Origin of the sequence: Sphaerotilus montanus, from assembly GCF_013410775.1 — a bacterium.
In the GTDB taxonomy this organism is placed as follows: Bacteria; Pseudomonadota; Gammaproteobacteria; order Burkholderiales; family Burkholderiaceae_C; genus Sphaerotilus; species Sphaerotilus montanus.
In genome coordinates this window covers 2,669,876-2,687,501 of the sequence record NZ_JACCFH010000001.1, presented here as the reverse complement: position 1 = coordinate 2,687,501, position 17,626 = coordinate 2,669,876, and the positions used below count along the sequence as shown (strand labels likewise).

The 17,626-nt window shown below is 67.5% G+C and carries 19 protein-coding genes and 1 tRNA gene; 14 read left to right on the top strand and 6 right to left on the bottom strand.

The genetic code is table 11. The features are described 5' to 3' along the window. Positions 1–19 precede the first annotated feature (19 nt). Together dxs and BDD16_RS12225 are read left to right on the top strand one after the other, a co-directional pair. Entirely contained in the window at positions 20–1,957 is a 1,938-nt protein-coding gene (gene dxs, locus BDD16_RS12230) for a 1-deoxy-D-xylulose-5-phosphate synthase (RefSeq protein WP_179634204.1), read from the top strand. A 51-nt stretch (positions 1,958–2,008) separates the two neighbouring features. Further along, complete coding sequence (locus BDD16_RS12225; RefSeq protein ID WP_179634203.1) at positions 2,009–2,320, top strand: hypothetical protein; 312 nt, start codon at positions 2,009–2,011, stop codon at positions 2,318–2,320. On the opposite strand, the gene BDD16_RS12220 is transcribed toward BDD16_RS12225, so the two are convergent. Next, positions 2,301–3,488: a YbfB/YjiJ family MFS transporter gene (locus BDD16_RS12220; RefSeq protein ID WP_179634202.1), complete on the bottom strand. Its 1,188-nt coding sequence runs from the start codon at positions 3,486–3,488 to the stop codon at positions 2,301–2,303. The genes BDD16_RS12225 and BDD16_RS12220 overlap by 20 nt on opposite strands. A 64-nt stretch (positions 3,489–3,552) precedes the next feature. Further along, on the bottom strand, positions 3,553–5,754 hold the full coding sequence (gene katG / locus BDD16_RS12215) for a catalase/peroxidase HPI (protein WP_179634201.1): 2,202 nt from the start codon (positions 5,752–5,754) through the stop codon (positions 3,553–3,555). Between the two features lie 289 nt (positions 5,755–6,043). On the opposite strand from katG, the gene BDD16_RS12210 reads away from it, so the two are divergent. The 12 genes from BDD16_RS12210 to BDD16_RS12155 all read left to right on the top strand — a co-directional run bounded on the left by BDD16_RS12210 (position 6,044) and on the right by BDD16_RS12155 (position 14,261). Continuing rightward, complete coding sequence (locus tag BDD16_RS12210; RefSeq protein WP_179634200.1) at positions 6,044–6,703, top strand: helix-turn-helix domain-containing protein; 660 nt, start codon at positions 6,044–6,046, stop codon at positions 6,701–6,703. Positions 6,704–7,087: 384 nt separating this feature from the next. Next, the gene (locus BDD16_RS12205; RefSeq protein WP_179634199.1) at positions 7,088–7,351 is read left to right on the top strand and encodes a hypothetical protein; all 264 of its coding nucleotides are present in this window, start codon (positions 7,088–7,090) and stop codon (positions 7,349–7,351) included. A gap of 308 nt (positions 7,352–7,659) precedes the next feature. Further along, complete coding sequence (locus BDD16_RS12200; protein WP_179634198.1) at positions 7,660–7,941, top strand: helix-turn-helix transcriptional regulator; 282 nt, start codon at positions 7,660–7,662, stop codon at positions 7,939–7,941. Between the two features lie 8 nt (positions 7,942–7,949). Further along, a complete protein-coding gene (locus BDD16_RS12195) occupies positions 7,950–8,468 on the top strand; it encodes an antA/AntB antirepressor family protein (protein WP_179634197.1) in 519 nt (172 codons plus the stop codon). Between the two features lie 293 nt (positions 8,469–8,761). Beyond that, complete coding sequence (locus BDD16_RS12190) at positions 8,762–8,956, top strand: hypothetical protein (RefSeq protein WP_139330990.1); 195 nt, start codon at positions 8,762–8,764, stop codon at positions 8,954–8,956. Positions 8,957–9,050: 94 nt separating this feature from the next. Next, positions 9,051–9,377, top strand: coding sequence for a hypothetical protein (locus tag BDD16_RS12185; RefSeq protein ID WP_179634196.1), 327 nt, complete (start codon positions 9,051–9,053; stop codon positions 9,375–9,377). 73 nt (positions 9,378–9,450) lie between these two features. Then, positions 9,451–9,768: a hypothetical protein gene (locus BDD16_RS12180; RefSeq protein WP_179634195.1), complete on the top strand. Its 318-nt coding sequence runs from the start codon at positions 9,451–9,453 to the stop codon at positions 9,766–9,768. Continuing rightward, positions 9,765–10,694, top strand: coding sequence for a DUF7146 domain-containing protein (locus tag BDD16_RS12175; protein WP_179634194.1), 930 nt, complete (start codon positions 9,765–9,767; stop codon positions 10,692–10,694). The genes BDD16_RS12180 and BDD16_RS12175 overlap by 4 nt, the downstream gene beginning before the upstream one ends. A gap of 9 nt (positions 10,695–10,703) precedes the next feature. After that, positions 10,704–12,257 carry a YfjI family protein gene (locus BDD16_RS12170; RefSeq protein WP_179634193.1) on the top strand — a complete coding sequence of 518 codons (1,554 nt, stop codon included), beginning with the start codon at positions 10,704–10,706 and terminating at the stop codon, positions 12,255–12,257. Positions 12,258–12,370: 113 nt separating this feature from the next. Continuing rightward, positions 12,371–12,670 carry a hypothetical protein gene (locus BDD16_RS12165; RefSeq protein ID WP_179634192.1) on the top strand — a complete coding sequence of 100 codons (300 nt, stop codon included), beginning with the start codon at positions 12,371–12,373 and terminating at the stop codon, positions 12,668–12,670. Between the two features lie 142 nt (positions 12,671–12,812). Then, positions 12,813–13,106: a hypothetical protein gene (locus BDD16_RS12160; protein WP_179634191.1), complete on the top strand. Its 294-nt coding sequence runs from the start codon at positions 12,813–12,815 to the stop codon at positions 13,104–13,106. Continuing rightward, positions 13,060–14,261, top strand: a protein-coding gene (locus tag BDD16_RS12155; protein ID WP_375139092.1) for an IS3 family transposase whose coding sequence is annotated in 2 segments (ribosomal slippage) — positions 13,060–13,348 and positions 13,348–14,261 — 1,203 coding nt in all. Because the reading frame shifts where the segments join, the coding sequence is not laid out codon by codon here. The genes BDD16_RS12160 and BDD16_RS12155 overlap by 47 nt, the downstream gene beginning before the upstream one ends. Before the next feature lie 689 nt (positions 14,262–14,950). On the opposite strand, the gene BDD16_RS12150 is transcribed toward BDD16_RS12155, so the two are convergent. The 4 genes from BDD16_RS12150 to fdx form a co-directional block, all read right to left on the bottom strand. Beyond that, positions 14,951–16,240: a tyrosine-type recombinase/integrase gene (locus tag BDD16_RS12150; protein WP_179634190.1), complete on the bottom strand. Its 1,290-nt coding sequence runs from the start codon at positions 16,238–16,240 to the stop codon at positions 14,951–14,953. Between the two features lie 161 nt (positions 16,241–16,401). Continuing rightward, positions 16,402–16,476: transfer RNA gene (locus BDD16_RS12145), tRNA-Val, on the bottom strand. A gap of 90 nt (positions 16,477–16,566) precedes the next feature. Then, positions 16,567–17,280 (bottom strand): DNA polymerase III subunit epsilon, encoded by a 714-nt coding sequence (gene dnaQ / locus BDD16_RS12140; protein WP_179634189.1) that lies wholly within the window; start codon positions 17,278–17,280, stop codon positions 16,567–16,569. A 3-nt stretch (positions 17,281–17,283) separates the two neighbouring features. Beyond that, complete coding sequence (fdx, locus tag BDD16_RS12135) at positions 17,284–17,622, bottom strand: ISC system 2Fe-2S type ferredoxin (RefSeq protein ID WP_179634188.1); 339 nt, start codon at positions 17,620–17,622, stop codon at positions 17,284–17,286. Positions 17,623–17,626 lie beyond the last annotated feature (4 nt).

Sequence of the window (17,626 nt, the reverse complement as noted above, 5' to 3'; positions counted from 1 at the left end):
ACCGACGGATCCCCCCGCGATGAACGCCCAGAACGCCCATCCGCTGCTGAACCGCATCCAGTCCCCGGCCGATGTGCGCCGGCTCTCGCGCCCAGAACTGAAGCAGCTCGCCACCGAACTGCGCGACCACCTGCTCAAGAGCGTCTCGCGCACCGGCGGCCACCTGTCGTCCAACCTCGGCACCGTCGAGCTGACGATCGCGCTGCACCACGTCTTCGACACGCCCGACGACCGCCTGGTGTGGGACGTGGGCCACCAGACCTACCCGCACAAGATCCTCACCGGCCGGCGCGACCGCATGCCGACGCTGCGGCAATACGGCGGCCTCTCCGGCTTCCCGCGCCGCGACGAGAGCGAGTACGACACCTTCGGCACCGCGCACTCGTCCACCTCGATCTCGGCGGCGCTCGGCATGGCGATGGGCTCGCAGCTCCAGGGAGAACACCGCCACTGCGTCGCCATCATCGGCGACGGCGCGATGACCGCCGGCATGGCCTTCGAGGCGCTGAACAACGGCGGCATGCCGCACGCCGGCCAGGAGCCGAACCTGCTGGTGGTGCTCAACGACAACGACATGTCGATCAGCCCGCCGGTCGGCGCGCTCAACAAGTACCTCGCCAGGCTGATGAGCGGCAAGTTCTACGCTTCGGCCCGCGAAGGCGCCAAGCAGGTGCTGAAGAACGCGCCGCAGCTGTTCGAGCTGGCCCGGCGCTTCGAGGAGCACGCCAAGGGCATGGTCGTGCCCGGCACGATCTTCGAGGAATTCGGCTTCAACTACGTCGGCCCGATCGACGGCCACGACCTCGACGCGCTGATCCCGACGCTGGAGAACCTGCGCGACCGCAAGGGCGCACAATTCCTGCACGTCGTCACCAAGAAGGGCTACGGCTACCAGCTGGCCGAAGTCGACCCGATCGCTTACCACGGCCCCGGCAAGTTCGACCCCGCCATCGGCCTCGTCAAGCCCGCCACGCCCCCGAAGCCGACCTTCACGCAGGTCTTCGGCCAGTGGCTGTGCGACATGGCAGCGGCCGACCCCAAGCTCGTCGCCATCACGCCAGCCATGCGCGAAGGCTCGGGCATGGTCGAGTTCCACAAGCGCTTCCCGGACCGCTACTTCGACGTCGGCATCGCCGAGCAGCATGCGGTCACCTTCGCCGCGGGCCTGTCCTGCGAGGGCATGCGGCCGGTGGTCGCCATCTATTCGACCTTCCTGCAGCGCGCCTACGACCAGCTCATCCACGACGTGGCGCTGCAGAACCTGCCGATGGTCTTCGCGCTCGACCGCGCGGGGCTGGTCGGCGCGGACGGCGCAACGCACGCCGGTGCCTATGACATTGCCTTCGTGCGCTGCATCCCGAACATGGCGCTGCTGGCCCCCGCCGACGAGGCCGAGACCCGCATGGCACTGACGACGGCCTTCCGCCATGACGGCCCGGTCGCCGTGCGCTACCCGCGCGGCAGCGGCGTCGGCACGGTCGCGGCCGCTGGCAACAGCTTCGAGACGCTGCCCTGGGGCCGCGGGGAAATCCGCCGTGAATCCGGCCTGGTGGCGGGCCGTCCGGGCAGCAAGCGGGTCGCCATCCTCGCCTTCGGCACGATGCTCTACCCCGCGCTGGCCGCGGCAGAGAAGCTCGACGCCACGGTCGCCAACATGCGCTTCGTCAAGCCGCTGGACGGCGCGCTGGTCGAACAGCTCGCCCGCACCCACGACGCGCTGGTGACGATCGAGGAAGGCTGCACCATGGGCGGCGCCGGCTCGGCGGTCGCCGAACACCTCAACGCCGCCGGCATCACCGTGCCGATGCTGCACCTCGGCCTGCCCGACCGCTTCATCGAACACGGCGACCCGGCCTTCCTGCTGGCGCAGTGCGGGCTGGACGCGGCCGGCATCGAAGCCGCCGTGCAGCAGCGCTACGGCCAGTTCGGGCTGCTGCGCCCGGTGGCCAACGCCTGAAGACCCGCCAACGCCGCGGAACTGTTCAGCCCCAGACGGATCGAACTGCCCATGCATGTCCTCACTGACGGTTTTGGCGGCCTGCTCCGCCTGATGGTGCGCCTGTCCTTCCTCGTGGCGGGCGCGGTCTTCTTCATGAGCCTGCTGGTCGCGGGTGTCGTGGTGGCAGGTGCCTACACGCTGTGGAGCCTGCTGCGCGGCCGGCGCCCGACGCTGCAGGACATCCTGCGCTTCCAGCGCAACCGCGCCGGCTGGTCGGCCGGCTTCGGTGCCCGCCCCGGTCAGGGCCGCAGCCAGCGCCCGACGTCCGGCGACGACGTGGTCGAGGTGCAGGCCCGCGAAGTCACGCGCGTCGTGCGATGACCCGCAGCGCGCACAGCAGCAGCAATCCGACCACCATCACCGCCGCGGCCATCGACAGCCCGGCAACGTAGCTGCCGCCACTGCGCGCCGCCAGCCAGCCGGTGGCGGCCGGGCCGAGGATCTGGGCGCAGCCATAGGTGAGCGTCATCCGGCCCATCATCTTGGCCGGGCGGGTCGGGTAATAGCGCCCCGCCATCGACAGCACCAGGCTCACCAGCCCGATGAAGGTGGCGCCGAACAGCACCGCGCCCGCCATGGCCGCCGCCAGCGTCCCGCCGATCGGCAGCACGATGCCGCCGATGTGCAGCACGCTGCACAGGATCAGCGCGTCGATGTCGCCCAGCCGGCGCGCGATGCGGTCCCAGAGGATCACCGCGGGTGCGGCCGTCAACCCCATCACCATGAACACCCACGCACCGCGGCCCTGCAGACCCGGCAGCCGGTCGACGATGGCCACGATGAAGGTCACGCTGACGACGAAGCCGATGCCGGCGCAGAAATACGCGGCCATGAACACGCGCAGGAACAGCACGCCGGGCGGCCGGTCGGTCATCGTCTGACCGCCGGTGGTCAGGCCGCTGGTGTCTGGCGGCGGCAGCCAGCGCAGCGCCGGCACCATCAGCACCGCCGCGATGGCGCTGAACGCCCACCACTGCTGCTGCCAGTCGAACTGCGCACCGGTCATCGCCAGCACCGCCGCCGCACAACCGGCCATGCCGAGGCCGATGCCCGAGAAGTGCAGCCCGAGTTCGCTGCGGTACTGGTGGCGGATCAGCCAGTTCAGGATCAGCCCCGTGCCCATCAGCATCCCGGCCGCGCTGCTCAGCCCCGCCAGAAAGCGCGACAGCGCCCAGACGCGCCAGTCCGTGCTCAGCGCCATGACCACGGTGGACAGCACCGCCAGCACCATGCCCGCCCGGTAGAGCCGGTCCTTGAGCACCAGATCGCTGATCGACGCCGCCAGCACCGCCCCGCTGAGGTAGCCGGCGTAGTTCACCGCCGCGAGCCAGCCCGCTTCGGCCACGCCGAGCCCGGCCTGCTGCTGCATCAGCGGCAGCAGCGGCGTGTAGGCGAAGCGGGCGATGCCGAGCACCAGGATCAGGCTGGACAGGCCGGCCATCAGCACCCGCAGGCGGGCGGCGTCGTGGGGGTTGTTGGTCAGCGTCATGCTGCCGACCATACGGGATCAGGCCAGGAGGCGCCCGCACCCGCGCGACATCCCCGGGCCAGCCTCACTTCAGATCGAAGCGGTCCAGCGCCATCACCTTGCCCCACGCTGCCACGAAGTCCCGCACGAACTGGCCCTGCGCATCGCTGCTGGCGTAGACCTCGGCGATCGCGCGGAGCTGGGCATTCGAGCCGAAGACCAGATCGACGACGGTGCCGGTCCACCTCGACGCACCGGTGGCGCGGTCACGGCCCTCCAGCACGCCGGCGGCGGTGGCCGATTTCTGCCACTGCGTGCCCATGTCGAGCAGGTGCACGAAGAAGTCGTTCGTCAGCGTCCCGGGGCGCTGGGTGAACACGCCGTGTGGGGTGCCGCCCGCATTGGCGTTCAGGGCGCGCAGACCACCGATCAGCACCGTCATCTCGGGGGCGGTCAGGGTCAGCAGCTGCGCCTTGTCGATCAGGCGCTCGGCCGCCGAGTCCTCCAGCCCCGGGCGGGCGTAGTTGCGGAAGCCGTCGGCGACCGGCTCCAGCACGGCGAAGGCGTCCACGTCGGTCTGCGCCTGCGTGGCGTCCGTGCGGCCCGGCGTGAAGGGCACGCGCACCGCGTGGCCTGCCGCCTGCGCCGCCGCCTCGACCGCAGCGCAGCCGCCCAGCACGATCAGGTCCGCGAGCGAGATGCGCTTGCCGCCGGACTGCGCCCCGTTGAATGTCGCCTGCACCGCCTCCAGCGTCTGCAGCACACGGGCCAGCTCGGCCGGCTGGTTGACCGCCCAGTCCTTCTGCGGCGCCAGGCGGATACGCGCCCCATTGGCCCCACCGCGCTTGTCGCTGCCACGGAAAGTGGCGGCCGAGGCCCAAGCCGTCGTGACCAGTTGCGGAATCGACAGCCCGCTGGCCAGCAACTGTGCCTTCAGCGCGGCGATGTCCTGCGCGTCGACCAGCGGGTGGTCGACGGCGGGCACCGGGTCCTGCCACAGCAGCGCTTCCTTCGGCACCAGCGGGCCGAGGTAACGCGACACCGGCCCCATGTCACGGTGCGTCAGCTTGAACCAGGCGCGGGCAAACGCATCGGCGAACTGCTCCGGGTGCGCCAGGAAGCGCCGCGAGATCGCCTCGTAGGCCGGGTCGACGCGCAGCGACAGATCGGTGGTCAGCATGGCGGGGGCGTGGCGCTTGCTGGCGTCGTGCGCATCCGGAACCGTGCCGGCACCAGCGCCCTGCTTCGGTGTCCACTGGTGCGCGCCGGCCGGGCTTTTCGTCAGTTCCCACTCGAAGCCGAACAGGTTCTCGAAGAAGTTGTTGCTCCAGCGGGTGGGCGTCGTGGTCCAGGTGACTTCGAGACCGCTGCTGATCGCGTCCCCGCCCCTGCCGGTGCCGAAGCTGCTGGCCCAGCCGAAACCCTGCGCCTCGATGCCCGCGGCTTCCGGCTCGGGGCCGACGTGCTTGGTGTCCCCTGCGCCGTGGGTCTTGCCGAAGGTGTGACCGCCGGCGATCAGCGCCACGGTCTCCTCGTCGTCCATGGCCATGCGGGCGAAGGTTTCGCGGATGTCGCGGGCGGCAGCCAGCGGATCCGGGTTCCCGTTCGGGCCTTCCGGGTTCACGTAGATCAGGCCCATCTGCACGGCCGCGAGCGGGTTCTCCAGCGCACGGTCGCCGGTGTAGCGCTGGTCGGCGAGCCAGGTCTTCTCGGCGCCCCAGTAGACGTCCTCTTCCGGTTCCCAGATGTCCACGCGCCCGCCGGCATAGCCGAAGGTCTTGAAGCCCATCGACTCCAGCGCCACGTTGCCGGCCAGGATCATCAGGTCGGCCCACGAGATCTGGCGGCCGTACTTCTGCTTGATCGGCCAGAGCAGCCGGCGGGCCTTGTCGAGGTTGACGTTGTCCGGCCAGCTGTTCAGCGGCGCGAACCGCTGGTTGCCCGTGCCGGCGCCACCCCGGCCGTCCTGCGTGCGGTAGGTGCCGGCGCTGTGCCAGGCCATGCGGATGAACAGCGGGCCGTAGTGGCCGAAGTCGGCGGGCCACCAGTCCTGCGAGTCGGTCATCAGGGCGTGGAGATCCTGCACGACGGCGTCCAGGTCGAGGCGCTGGAAGGCCTCGGCGTAGTCGAAGTCCGCGCCCAGCGGATCGGACTTCGCCGAGTGCTGGTGCAGGAGATGGAGCTTGAGCTGCCGAGGCCACCAGCCGGCATTCGATGGCGCCCCCGCGGTCACCTGTGGCGGCGCGTGGAACGGGCACTGGGGGGTGGGCGTGGATTCGACAGCCATGGGACGCTCCTTCGCTGATTGCAGTCTGGATGGTGGACCGACTGTAGGCCGCAGGGCGCCATTGATCCAGTTAATGTTTGCAATGCTGGCGATAGGAGTTCGAGCGAAGTCCAGTCATTCATGCGATGCCGAGCACTGAAATTTCCGCCATAACGTGAAAAAGCCTCGTGAACCATGGATTCACGAGGCTTGATCTGGTGGCGGTGCAGGGTTCAAACATGCATCGTAAGTTGTTGATTTGACACAGCAGTGCGATCATTTCAGGGTAGAGCTACCCTGAAAGTTACCCGTGTCTTCATTTGTTGCCCCGTCTGATGAGTCCTTCAACATCGATGCACTACGCGCCCTGATCGGCAACCAGGTCAGCGACAAGGACAGCCTGTGCAAGCTGATCGGGCAGCGCATCCGCATCGCCCGCGAATCAACGGGGCTCTCCGGGCATCTGATGGCGGTACGCATCGGCCATGCGAGCGGCACGCAGTTGTCTCTGTGGGAGATGGGGATTCGCATGCCGCCGCTGTGGAGCCTGATCCTGTTGGCGGCAGAGACCGGCGTGAGTCTCGACTATCTGGCGGGTGTCTCCGACGAAATGGCGCCAGACCCATCGGTTGCCATGCGTCGCAGCGCCGTATCTCAGGCCCGGCTGGCAATCGACGCCGTTGCACGGCTGGTCGCTGATGCGTCGATTCGCCTGTCGTGCGAAGTCTCCGCAGCCGAACATGCTTGGCGCCATGTGCGTGACGACTTCGCCGAACTGGTGACAGCGTTGAAGCGTGTCCGGGACCAGAACGGCACCCTGTTCGATGAGCACATCCGGGGCGGTGCCCGGCTGCTGGCTGCGGCTGATCGCATCTCCACCAGTGTGGCGAACCTTGAGCGGGCCGCCACCACTCCCGCCAGACTGCGGACGGAGATTCAAGCGAGCGCAGGCGCCTTCGTGGCGATGTGACCGGGTAGCCCGCTCAGGCCGGTCCTCGTTTCCAGAAAACCACTACCCCGGGCACCCTCAAAACCCTCAAAAGTCCACCGAGGGGCGCCCGGTCGGGCTCAGGCGGCCCGCTCAGGCCGGTCCTCGTTTCCAGAAAACCACTACCCCGGGCACCCTCAAAACCCTCAAAAGTCCACCGAGGGGCGCCCGGTCGGGCTCAGGCGGCCCGCTCAGGCCGGTCCTCGTTTCCAGAAAACCACTACCCCGGGCACCCTCAAAACCCTCAAAAGTCCACCGAGGGGCGCCCGGTCGGGCTCAGGCGGCCCGCGCTGGCCGGCTGACCCGGCCCCGAGCAGGCCGAGGCGCGGGCGCTGCTGGCGCCAGTAGCCCGCAGGGGCTCCGATCGTGCTGGGCGGTGCGCTGGGTGCGTCCGCCTGGCTGCGGCGGCGCCACGGGGCCGGGCTGAGGTGCTGGCCAGTCCGGCCGAGCGCCTGCCTCCTGGTGCTGCCGGTGGCCGGAGCTGCACGCCCTGCAGCGGGCCGCAGTGGCGCCGATCTGCGCCGGCTGGAAGCTGGGTGCGTCCGCCTGGCTGCAGCAGCACCACGGGCGCAGACCGGCCCTGAGCATGCCGAGGCGCTGGCGCTGCTGGCCGGGTCGGTGCCGAGCTGATCGAGCTGGTGGCCGGCACCAGGCGCCGATCGGGCCGGGCCGGCGTGCTGTGGGTGCGTCGTCCGGCTTCAGTGGCGCCATGTGGCCGCCTGTGCTGGCGCTGCTGGCCGGGTCGGTGCCGACCCGCTGGCGCTGGTGCGGTCGGTCATCGCGGGGCAGTCCGGCGAATTCCGCCCCCAAACGCCATATTTCGTCAAATAGTTCTCATCAAATACAGCTTTTCGGGTTTCGTTGGCTCGGGTCGTGGGCCTGGGCAGGGGGTTGGAAAACGACGGCGGAGGGCCGTTTTTTCCGGGAAATGATTGGGCATGTTCACAAAGAAACACCACCACGCCCAACCTTGGGCAACCAAGAGCGTCAACGAGAACCCTGTGAAGATGATGATTGACTCTGGACTTGCCGACATGGCGCGGCTCTCCATCAAAGAGATTGCGGTCTTGGCGGGCCTGTGCGAGCAGAGCATCCGCAACAAGATCAAGACCGGCGAGTTCCCGGCCGCCGATTACCGCTCCGGTCCGCGCTGCGTGCGCTGGTCTGCTGGCTTGGTGCGCCAGTGGCTTGAATCCACCCGAACCCCGACCGAGCAGTGACACGCGCCATGAACATCGACATCGAGCGTTGCACTGTCGGCGCAGAGCACCACGCCGTGATGGCCCGCGCCCTGTATGCCAGCCTTGGCTGCAGTGGGGACTTCACCAGTTGGTTCAAGGCTCAGGTGAAGCGGTGCGGACTCCTGGAGGGTGAGGACTACCGGGAGGTTTTCATGAAAAAAAATGGAAACCCCCGGGGGGGCCGGCCAGGGGCGAATTACGCCCTGACCCTGGATGCGGCGAAGCACATCGCGCTGGTGTCCAGCAGCCCGAAGGGCCGCGCCTACCGTGCCCACCTGATCGCCGCTGAGCGTGAACTGCTGTTGCGGGTGTTCCGCCGGAACGCTGATGAGCTGGCCGACCTGGATCGCCGGCTGGCCGCTGCAGAGCGGGCTGAGGCCGAGTCCTTCGCCCGGGCCAGTCGCGGAGCCTCCGTCCTGTCGCGGCGGCGAGCCGAGAAGCCACGCCTGCAGGGCGAGGTGAACACCATCAGAAGCCAGCTTCAGCTTCTCCTGCAGTTGGAGTGAGGCCGTGCGCACGATTCGTCCTCATGCACAGGCGGTACCGCTGGGGTATTGCAACAATGGGCGCCACGGTGGCACACTGCGCAGCGGTGCTAGTCACACCTTAATTGCAGCGTTTGGCCGCCACGATAGCGCGGCTTTGTCATGCCCGAATTCCGTCAGGTTTCGGGGATGGGAGGGCCTATCCGCAAGGACGGCCGCACGGCTGCAATCGTGTGACTATCCCCATCCCCACCCGCTTCGGCTAGTCCCCGCAGCGCGTGGTTCTTCGCCGCTTTTGCAGAAAGCCCGAAACCATGACGAACGCCATTCAAAGCGGTGCGCTCGCTCGCGCCTACGTTCCCCTTACCCAGATGTACCGCCGCCGCCTGGCGCATCTTCTCGCCTCGAAGGCAGAGAAGCGCCACGCGCTACGCGCTCGCGCCTTCGAGATACTCGCCGCCGATCGCCTGCAGCTCGCAGCTCCGCGCGATCGCTTTTCGGCTCGCTGATTCTCTCTCCCCGCAGCATGTTCGGCTGACTCTCGAAAGTCGGTCGCGCTGCTGCATGTCCAAAGTAAATCAAACAAAAAGAGTTGTTTGCATCATGACCTCTACCGTTGTTTTCTCCCGCCCTGGCCATCTTCAGTCTTGCCTTGACCGGATCGACCAGGCGATTGACCTGATTCGCCATTCACGCACGGGCCGGGATGTTTCCTTGCAGCTCAATGCGCTTCGGTTGACGACGGGGACGCTGATTGAGGCGCTGGATGAAAAGCCGGAGATGTCGCGGGCGCTGGCTGACCAGGCAGACACGATCCTGGCGCTGACCGCACAGACGCTGGAACAGCATGAGCACGTAGGCGTTGTGGCTGACGTGCTGGGCCGAATTCGAGACGGCCGCGCCGACCTGGCTGAAGCGGCCTTGCACTGACCCCGGAACCACCTCCACGAGCGGCCCGAGCACATCAGGCCGGGCTGCTGAATCGTTTGAAAGAGTGCGGACCATGAACCCGATCGCCAAGAAGGCACTACGCGAGGCCCTGCGCCTGTTGAAGCGGGCTGAGGATGCGCTTATTGGGCGCGACCCGGATGCGGAAGACATCAGCAAGGCTGTGCACTACACGAAGGCCCTGATCCTGGCGGCCAGTGATGACCCCGGCGCCACCCTGTCACGATCGATGCTGCGGGAGGCAGACGCCTTCCTGGGCGTGATCGCGCTGGCAATGAGGGTGCCAGACCAGAATCTTCCCTCCTTGGTGGGGATGTCGGTCATTGCCTGCCGTGTCTTCGTGCGCAACGCGCTGAAGGTGAGTCGCGCATGAGTGGGGCACTACTGGACACGCTGCGCGCCGTTCTGGGCACCGCGCCCGAGCGCGACATCATCCCCGGCGAGTTCATCCGCTTCGGTGGCCGAAATCGGCCGCTGTGGGTCCGGCTGTTCACCGATGGCCGCGCCGCCGTCTTCGGCGACTGGCGCACGGGTGGACATTACGTCTGGAGCGAGTCGGGCCGGGCGATGGATCCGGAGGAACGCGCCGCCGCCCGGGCATGGGCAGAGCACCAGCGACAGCAGCGCGAGCGCGAGCAGCGGGCCAAGTGGGCGAAGAACGCCGCCGCCGTTGTGTTGCAGTGGTCACGCGCACGGGTGCTGGTGCCCGGTGATCCCGTCGTGCGCTACCTGGGGAATCGTCTTGGCGTGGAGCTGTGGCCACTGCCGGCCGCGCTGCGGTGCGCACCCGCGGTTCCGTACTTCGACGATGACGGCAAGGAGGTCGGTCGCTTCCCGGCGATGGTGGCCGCCATCACCAGCCCGGCCGGCGAGCTGCTGGCGCTGCACCGAACCTACCTCACCCGAGACGGTCAGAAGGCCGACGTGCCCGGCCCGGTCAAGAAGCTGTCTCGCACCTGCGGCCCGCTGGCTGGCGCTGGTGTGGCCCTGTGGAGCGCGCCAGACGATCGGGGCGTGATCGGCGTGGCGGAAGGGCTGGAAACGGCGCTGGCGTGCCACCACGGTGGCCGCATGCCTGTCTGTGCAGCCTACAGCGCCGGAGCCCTAGCCGCTTGGCAGTGGCCGGCCGGGACACGCCATCTGGTGATCTGGGGGGATCACGATCCGGCCGGCATCGCCGCTGCCGGGAAGCTCTACAGCCGAGCGATACGGGCCGGCCTCACCGCCAAGGTGATCACGCCGCAGACACCTGAAATGGACTGGTGCGACATCGTGCACGCCAGCAACACCGCCACCTGAGGGGGACTGATGAACAACACCGATTCCACGAATGCCATGTCCGCCATGAGTGCCGCAGCCGATGACCTGATTTCCGAGTCGGCGCCCTTGCCGCTGCCGCTTGATCTGCTGCCGGTGGAGGCCCTGCCGTTGCAGGCGCTCCCCGATGCGCTGCGCCCCTGGGTGATCGACGTTTCCGAACGCATGCAGTGCCCCCCGGACTTCGTTGCCGTGCCGATGCTGGTGGGCGCGGCTGCGCTGGTGGCGCGTCGGCTGGCGGTGTGCCCTCAGGGGCTGACTGATTGGCAGGAGTCGCCTAACCTGTGGGCGCTGGTGGTCGGCAGGCCGGGGATGATGAAAAGCCCGGCGATGTCCGCCGCGCTGGCCCCGATCGAACGACTGGAGGCCCGAAGCGCCGAGCAATTCAACGCCGACGCCAAGGGACACGCCGACGCGCTGCGGCTGCACAAGATGCGCACCGACGCCGCCGACAAGCTGGCCCGGCAGAAGCTGGCGAAAGACCCTCACGCCGAGATCGGCAACGCCTTCGACGGCCTGGAGGAACCGCCCGCGCCGACCCGGCCGCGCCTGCTGGTCAATGACCTGACCTATGAGGCAATGGGCCAGATCATGACGGAGAACCCGGATGGCCTGCTGTGCGTGCGCGACGAGATGCGGGGCCTGCTGACCATCCTTCAGCGCGAAGACACCGCCGACGCCCGCGCCTTCTACCTGCAATCCTGGAGCGGTGGCCGCTACACCTTCGACCGGATCACCCGGGGCACGCTGACCGTGCCGAGCGTGCGCCTGTCGCTGGTCGGCTGCATCCAGCCCGGCCCACTGGCCTCCTTCATCCGTGGCGCATCGGTGGGCGGATCGATGGATGACGGCATGATGCAGCGGTTCCTGGTGTGCTGGCCGGACCAGCCCGGGGACTGGCGCAACGTGGACCGGCTCCCTGACAACGCCGCCAAGCGTGCCGCCTTCGACGTGTTCGAGCGCCTGCACCGCCTGCAGGCCGCCGACCTGGGCGCCGAGCAGCCAGTGGACCGCAACGGCGATCCCGAGGGCGTGCCCTTCCTGCGCTTCGCTCCCGATGCTCTGGAGCTGTTTCAGGAGTGGCGCACCGGGCTGGAAAAACGCCTGCGCTTGCCGGACATCGATGCCGCCACGGAAGGGGCACTGTCCAAGTTCCGCAAGCATGTCCCGGCGCTGGCACTGACGCTGCACGCCATCAATGGGCACGCTGGCCCGGTGAGTCGTCGGGCGATGGTGCAGGCGCTGGCGCTGGCCGACTACTTCGAGAGCCACGCCCGCCGCGCCTACGCAAGCGGGGTCCGGCCTGTGGTGGCTGCTGCAAAGGCCCTCATGCGCAAGGTGCAGGCCGGGGCGCTGCCGGCGATGTTCTCGGCACGCGATGTCCATCAGCGCGGATGGTCTGGGCTGACGGATCGTGACGTGGTGGGGGCCGCCCTGGATTTGCTGGTGGCGCATCGGCATCTCATGGAAGTTGATGCTGGGCAGGTCGTCAAGATTGGCCGGCCTCGAACGGTCTATGTGGTCAACCCGGAGCTGATGCGATGAGACGATGGATTGAGCTACTGGCGCGCGAATCTGCAGAGGCTGCGGCTGCTGCCCAGGCAGAGACGGTGCCGCCTCAGATGAGGCCGGATGGTGTGCCTCCTGGAGCGCCTGCCGTGCCCGGCGATACGCGCCCGCCTACGGTTCGCGCTGATGTGCTGGCGCTGGTGGGTCTGAACGATCAGGAGATCAGCCGACTGTCCGGGCGGGTGGCGGTCCTGAGGCGGCAGGGCTACAGCCTTGCGGACGCTGAACAGATCGCCGATCGGCTGCTGGTGCGGGACCGCACAGGATCCGACATGCGCGCCTGCGTCGAGTGCGCGCGGCTGATCGGGCGCCGCTGCGCCGGGGGTGAGATGGTCGGGCCGCCGCATGAGCTGCGCCGCTGCGCGCGGTTCGCCGCCCGGTCAGGCTGACAGAGCCGGCATGGTCACTGCACGCGGGGCCGGTTGGTGCTTGCGTCTGGCGTTCTCTGGCGGGGGGTCATGTCTGGCGACTCCCCCGCCGCCGAACCGCCGAACCACATCCGCCAACCAATCAAGAAACAAGGAACATGAAATGTTTGACGCATTCGAGCAAGACACCGAAGCACAGGACAAGGCCATCTTGGCACTCACGGACAAGGCCACCTCGGCGGCTGCACTGAACCTGATCCACGCCACAGGGAAGGAGCTTGAGCTTGTCGGCCGGTGGGGGCCGGAAGGGCACATCCTGATGATCTGTGAGGCGATCGCGCAGGGGATTCACGTTGATGACCTGACCGACTGTCCTGGTCTAATGATTTCGCACACACCGATAGGTGGAAATCACCTGGACAACGAACGTGACGAACACGAAACGAAGAGTCTTTGACGCGAGCTTCAAGCTGCAGATCGTGCAGATGATCCGGTCGCAGGGCCTGGGCATTGGCGAGGTCTGCCGGGACATGAAGCTGGGCGAGACGGCGGTGCGGCGCTGGCTGGCACAGGCCGATGCGGAACAGCTGGGGCAGCCTGGCATCGGCAAGCCGTTGACGGCGGAGCACCAGCGCATCCGCCAGCTCGAAGCCGAGAACAAGCAACTCCGGGGCGACGTAGAAGTTTTAAAAAAAGCATCGGCCTTCTTTGCCCGGGAACTGCGATGAGCTTCAAGCTCGTCGGGCAACTGCAAGAGAAGGCCGCGGTGGTGGAGCAGGTTTGCCGGGTGCTGGGCATCAGCCGCTCGGGCTACTACGCGGCCCGCAGGCGCAGCCGAATGCAGCCGGCGGTGTGCGAGGCCAGCGTGCAACTGAAGGCGGCATTTGCGGCCAGCGGCGGGGCGTACGGCAGCCGACGGCTGCGCACGGCGGTGGCCTCGCGTGGCATCGTCATGGGGATCTACCGCGTGCGCCGTTTGATGTGCCAGCATGGTCTGCGCTCGACGTGGAAGCGCAAGTTCGTGCACACGACCGACAGCAAACACGCGCTGCCGATCTCGCCCAATGTGCTGGCCCGACAGTTCAACCCGACGCGGCCCGATCAGGCCTGGGTCGCCGACATCACCTACATCCGCACGCGCAGCGGCTGGCTGTATCTGGCGGTGGTGCTGGACTTGTTTGCGCGCAAGGTGGTGGGCTGGGCGATGGCCCCGGACATGCAGGCCGGGCTGGTGTGCCGGGCGTTGCAACTGGCCATCGTGCAGCGCCAACCTGCGCCGGGCTTGATCGTCCACACGGATCGCGGCAGCCAGTACGCCAGCGCGGCGCATCAGGCGCTGCTGGCCAGACACGGCCTGGTCGGCAGCATGAGCCGCAAGGGCAACTGCTGGGACAACGCGGTGATGGAGCGCTTCTTCCTGAACCTCAAGATGGAGCGCGTCTGGCAGCGCGATTACGCCAACCATGCCGAGGCCACGAGCGACATCGCCGACTACATCGTCAGCTTCTACAACAGCGTGCGTCTGCACTCCACACTGGGCAACTTGCCACCCAATGCCTTCGAGCATCAATCGGCAATCACACAACCTATCGGGCTGTGCGAAATAACTTGACCAGGACACCCCGCGAACCCCGGCGAGTCCACGCACCCGACCCGATCGGCGCCCCCTGTGGCCTGCTGCTGGCGCTGGCCGGCGCCGACCTCCTGAGCCCCGACCGGTTGCCCGGTGGACTTTTGAGGGTTTTGAGGGTGACCGGGGTAGTGGTTTTCTGGAAAACGAGTCCCGGCCAGCAGCACCCACCAGCCCCCGACACGCTCAGGGCCGGGCCTGCTGGCCCCGTGGCGCCACCACCACCAGGCTGAAGCACCCAGCGCACCAGCCGACCCGATCGGCGCCCCCTGTGGCCTGCTGCTGGCGCTGGCCGGCGCCGACCTCCTGAGCCCCGACCGGTTGCCCGGTGGACTTTTGAGGGTTTTGAGGGTGACCGGGGTAGTGGTTTTCTGGAAAACGAGTCCCGGCCAGCAGCACCCACCAGCCCCCGACACGCTCAGGGCCGGGCCTGCTGGCCCCGTGGCGCCACCACCACCAGGCTGAAGCACCCAGCGCACCAGCCGACCCGATCGGCGCCCCCTGTGGCCTGCTGCTGGCGCTGGCCCCAATCAGGGTGCGCCCCTTGACGCCATTGACCGGGCGGTCAAGAATTTCCGCGCCGTCACCCCCTGAATGGTCATCGGGGATCGGTCGCGGCGCACCGGAGGCACTAGATTCACGATCTAGTGCCTTTTGTGCTTCTGGTCCCCTCAAGCCACCTTGAGCGGAATCACCTGCGCCCCGTCGCGCAGCCTGTCCAGGTAGTCGGCCCATGTCTGCATCATCTGGCGGCGCTGGCGCAGGTACTGTGCCCGGTCATAGGCAGACCCGAGCGGCCCCCTCTTGGAGTGGGCAAGCTGGGCTTCGATCCATTCGGAGTCCACGCCCGGCAGGTTCTCCACGATGACCGTGCGGGCCAGGGCGCGGAAGCCGTGGGCGGTCATCTCATCGCCCGAGAAGCCAAGCCGGCGCATCGCGGCGTTTAGCGTCACGTTGCTGATTGGCTGGTGGCGCTTGTTGCCCAGACCGGGGAAGCAGTGGACCCCGTGCCCGGTGATCGGCTGCAGCTCGCGCAGCAGCTCCACCGCCTGACGGGCCAAGGGCACGATGTGCGCAGCACCGTTGATCTTCTGCCCCTTGGTGCGCTTCATGTCCTCGGACGGGATCGTCCAGACGGCGGCGTCCAAGTCCAGATCCTCCCACCTCATCGCGATCAGGTTGCCAGGCCGCTGGAACACCAGCGCGGCCAGCTTCAGGGCGACCCGCGTGCCAGGCTGCCCGGTGTAGGCGTCGAAGGCCCGCAGCAGCTCGCCGACCCGCACGGGCTCCGTGATGGCCGGGAAGTGCCGCTTGGTGTGCGTAGCCAGTGCGCCGCGCAGGTCCGGCACAGGGTCGCGGTCGGCGTCTCCTGTGGTGATGGCGTAGCGGAAGACCAGGCTGCATGTCTGCTTGACCCGGTGCGCGGTGTCGGTGGCGCCTCGGGCCTCCACCTTGCGCAGAAGCTCAAGCAGCACAGGCGCGGTGATCTCGCGCACAGGCATCCGGCCGATGTGCGGGAACACGTCGGCCTCCAGTTGCTTGCGGGACCGGGCCGAATACCTCGGGCTGACCTCAGGCTCGTGCTTCTTCTCCAGCCAGTCACAGGCCACATGCTCGAAGGTGCCCGGAAGGGGCTTGCCCTGTGCTGCCAGCGACTCGATATGTTGCTGGCGGGCCTGTTCCGCCTTGCTGTCCTTGCGTGCGGCGCTGGGATCGATCCCCGCAGCCAGAAGGGCACGCGCTTCGTCCCGGCGCTTGCGTGCGTCGGCGAGGGCAACCGCTGGATAGACACCAAGACTCAGCATCTTCTCTTTGCCGGCGAACCGATACCGGAGCCGCCACCACTTGCCGCCCTCGGGCCGCACTTCAAGCAGTAGACCGCCACCGTCTGACAGCTTGCGGGGCTTGGCTTCAGGCTTGGCTTTCTTGATCGCCTGATCGCTCAGGATGTTCTCGGGCATGGGTAACTTCTTCGGGTGCTTGTTGAGCTACCCGCGAAGCTACCCGCATGCGCGACTGGCTTCAAGTGGGGTTCTTTGGGGCTCTTTGGGCAACAAAAAAGCCCTAGAGCGTTGATTCTCTAGGGCTTTTTGGCTTTCTTGGCCCTTTGTGGGGCTTCGTTTGGTGGGCGGTGCAGGGTTCGAACCTGCGACCCCTGCCGTGTGAAGGCAGTGCTCTACCGCTGAGCTAACCGCCCGAAACTGGTTCGGGTCGCTGCGTTGACTTGTTCAGTGCGCTGCAGCAAGAAAGAAATTATGCCACGTACGAATTCAGCAGCGCAAGCATTTCAGGCAGAAATCGTTCGCCAGACCGTCTTGCCGCCGCTGGCCTTGTCCAGATCGGCCAGCACGCCGGCATGGGCGGCGATTTCCTGCTCGCTCGCACGCAGCACCGCCACGCTGAACGCCGACAGGTCGATGTGCAGGTCAGCGTCGTCCGAGCTGCCCTCGTCCTGTCCGTCGTCGGCGTCGATCACCAGCGCGTTCTGCCCGCGGGTCATGCGGATGTAGACCTCGGCCAGCAGGCCCGCGTCCAGCAGCGCGCCGTGGAAGGTCCGGTTGGTGTTGTCCACCTCCAGGCGGCGGCACAGCGCGTCCAGCGAATTCGCCTTGCCCGGGTACTGCTCGCGCGCCATCACCAGCGTGTCGAGGATGCCGCCGGCCAGCTCGGCCACCCTGGGCTGCTGCACGCGGCGCAGTTCGGCGTTCAGGAAGCCGACGTCGAAGGCCGCGTTGTGGATGATGAGTTCCGCCCCGCGCACGAACTCGATGAACTCCGCCGCCACTTCGCGGAACTTCGGCTTGTCGGCGAGGAAGGCATCGGTCAGGCCGTGGATGCGGGTCGCCTCTTCGCTGCCGGGGCGCTCGGGGTTGAGGTACAGGTGCAGGTGGCGGCCCGTCAGGCGCCGGCTGACCATCTCGATGCAGCCGATCTCGACGATGCGGTCGCCCGTCTCGGGGTTGAGACCGGTGGTTTCGGTGTCGAGGAAGATCTGGCGCATGGCTCAGTGATTTTCGCGGGCGTGGTTGATCGTGTACTTCGGGATCTCGATGACGAGGTCCTTCTGTGCGACGATGGCCTGGCAGCTCAGGCGCGAATCAGGCTCCAGGCCCCAGGCGCGATCGAGCAGGTCTTCCTCGGTCTCGTCCATCTCGTTCAGCGAGGCGAAGCCCTGGCGTACGACGACGTGGCAGGTGGTGCAGGCCGCGCTCATGTCGCAGGCGTGTTCGATGGCGATGCCGTTTTCCAGCAGCGCCTCGCAGACCGAGGTACCCGGCGCAGCGGTGATCGACGCACCTTGCGGACAGAGTTCTTGGTGGGGCAGGATCTTGATGATGGGCATGGTC

Coding starts and splice junctions, on each gene's coding strand:
- BDD16_RS12175 (WP_179634194.1), top strand. CDS start 9,765: ATGAGTGGGGCACTACTGGACACGCTGCGCGCCGTTCTGGGCACCGCG.
- BDD16_RS12220 (WP_179634202.1), bottom strand. CDS start 3,488: ATGACGCTGACCAACAACCCCCACGACGCCGCCCGCCTGCGGGTGCTG.
- BDD16_RS12190 (WP_139330990.1), top strand. CDS start 8,762: ATGACGAACGCCATTCAAAGCGGTGCGCTCGCTCGCGCCTACGTTCCC.
- dxs (WP_179634204.1), top strand. CDS start 20: ATGAACGCCCAGAACGCCCATCCGCTGCTGAACCGCATCCAGTCCCCG.
- BDD16_RS12200 (WP_179634198.1), top strand. CDS start 7,660: ATGTTCACAAAGAAACACCACCACGCCCAACCTTGGGCAACCAAGAGC.
- BDD16_RS12150 (WP_179634190.1), bottom strand. CDS start 16,240: ATGCCCGAGAACATCCTGAGCGATCAGGCGATCAAGAAAGCCAAGCCT.
- BDD16_RS12195 (WP_179634197.1), top strand. CDS start 7,950: ATGAACATCGACATCGAGCGTTGCACTGTCGGCGCAGAGCACCACGCC.
- BDD16_RS12225 (WP_179634203.1), top strand. CDS start 2,009: ATGCATGTCCTCACTGACGGTTTTGGCGGCCTGCTCCGCCTGATGGTG.
- dnaQ (WP_179634189.1), bottom strand. CDS start 17,280: ATGCGCCAGATCTTCCTCGACACCGAAACCACCGGTCTCAACCCCGAG.
- BDD16_RS12185 (WP_179634196.1), top strand. CDS start 9,051: ATGACCTCTACCGTTGTTTTCTCCCGCCCTGGCCATCTTCAGTCTTGC.
- BDD16_RS12180 (WP_179634195.1), top strand. CDS start 9,451: ATGAACCCGATCGCCAAGAAGGCACTACGCGAGGCCCTGCGCCTGTTG.
- katG (WP_179634201.1), bottom strand. CDS start 5,754: ATGGCTGTCGAATCCACGCCCACCCCCCAGTGCCCGTTCCACGCGCCG.
- BDD16_RS12160 (WP_179634191.1), top strand. CDS start 12,813: ATGTTTGACGCATTCGAGCAAGACACCGAAGCACAGGACAAGGCCATC.
- BDD16_RS12170 (WP_179634193.1), top strand. CDS start 10,704: ATGAACAACACCGATTCCACGAATGCCATGTCCGCCATGAGTGCCGCA.
- fdx (WP_179634188.1), bottom strand. CDS start 17,622: ATGCCCATCATCAAGATCCTGCCCCACCAAGAACTCTGTCCGCAAGGT.